At 55.1% G+C, this 1,438-nt stretch carries 1 rRNA gene (cut by a window edge); it reads right to left on the reverse strand.

The annotated features are described in order from the left end of the window. Positions 1–46: 46 nt before the first annotated feature. Positions 47–1,438, reverse strand: a 23S ribosomal RNA gene (locus AB0F86_RS29550); it runs 1,368 nt beyond the window's last position.

A 1,438-nucleotide genomic window follows, 5' to 3' on the forward strand; every position in this document is an offset into this window, starting at 1 on the left:
TCTGTGTGTTGTTTCAGATACCGCACAGTGGACGCGTAACACCTTCGATAGTAAGCCCTCGGCCTATTAGTACCGGTCACCTCCACACGTTACCGTGCTTCCAGTTCCAGCCTATCAACCCCATGGTCTGTAGGGGGCCTTAACCCATCAAGTGGGAGAGAAACCTCATCTTGGAACAGGCTTCCCGCTTAGATGCTTTCAGCGGTTATCCCTTCCGAACGTAGCCAACCAGCCATGCTCCTGGCGGAACAACTGGCACACCAGAGGTTCGTCCGTCCCGGTCCTCTCGTACTAGGGACAGCCTTCCTCAAGTTTCTTACGCGCGCGGCGGATAGAGACCGAACTGTCTCACGACGTTCTAAACCCAGCTCGCGTGCCGCTTTAATGGGCGAACAGCCCAACCCTTGGGACCTACTCCAGCCCCAGGATGCGACGAGCCGACATCGAGGTGCCAAACCATCCCGTCGATATGGACTCTTGGGGAAGATCAGCCTGTTATCCCCGGGGTACCTTTTATCCGTTGAGCGACACCGCTTCCACTTGCCGGTGCCGGATCACTAGTCCCGACTTTCGTCCCTGCTCGACCTGTCAGTCTCACAGTCAAGCTCCCTTGTGCACTTGCACTCGACACCTGATTGCCAACCAGGCTGAGGGAACCTTTGGGCGCCTCCGTTACATTTTAGGAGGCAACCGCCCCAGTTAAACTACCCACCAGGCACTGTCCCTGAACCAGATCATGGTCCGAGGTTAGAAGCCCAATACGATCAGAGTGGTATTTCAACGACGACTCCACCCGAACTGGCGTCCAGGTTTCACAGTCTCCCACCTATCCTACACAAACCGTACCGAACACCAATACCAAGCTATAGTGAAGGTCCCGGGGTCTTTTCGTCCTGCCGCGCGTAACGAGCATCTTTACTCGTAATGCAATTTCGCCGAGTCTGTGGTTGAGACAGCAGAGAAGTCGTTACGCCATTCGTGCAGGTCGGAACTTACCCGACAAGGAATTTCGCTACCTTAGGATGGTTATAGTTACCACCGCCGTTTACCGGGGCTTAAATTCTCAGCTTCGCCCCAAAGGGCTAACCGGTCCTCTTAACCTTCCGGCACCGGGCAGGCGTCAGTCCGTATACATCGTCTTACGACTTCGCACGGACCTGTGTTTTTAGTAAACAGTCGCTTCTCTCTGGTCTCTGCGACCCCACCCAGCTCCAACCGCAAGGGCTTTCACCGGGCGTGGTCCCCCTTCTCCCGAAGTTACGGGGGCATTTTGCCGAGTTCCTTAACCACAGTTCTCTCGATCGCCTTAGTATTCTCTACCTGACCACCTGTGTCGGTTTGGGGTACGGGCCATGTACCAGCTCGCTAGAGGCTTTTCTCGGCAGCATAGGATCACTGAATTCGTCTCAACGACTACGCATCACCTCTCAGGCTGTAT

Source organism: Nocardia sp. NPDC023733, from assembly GCF_040639775.1.
Lineage (GTDB): Bacteria > Actinomycetota > Actinomycetes > Mycobacteriales > Mycobacteriaceae > Nocardia > Nocardia rosealba.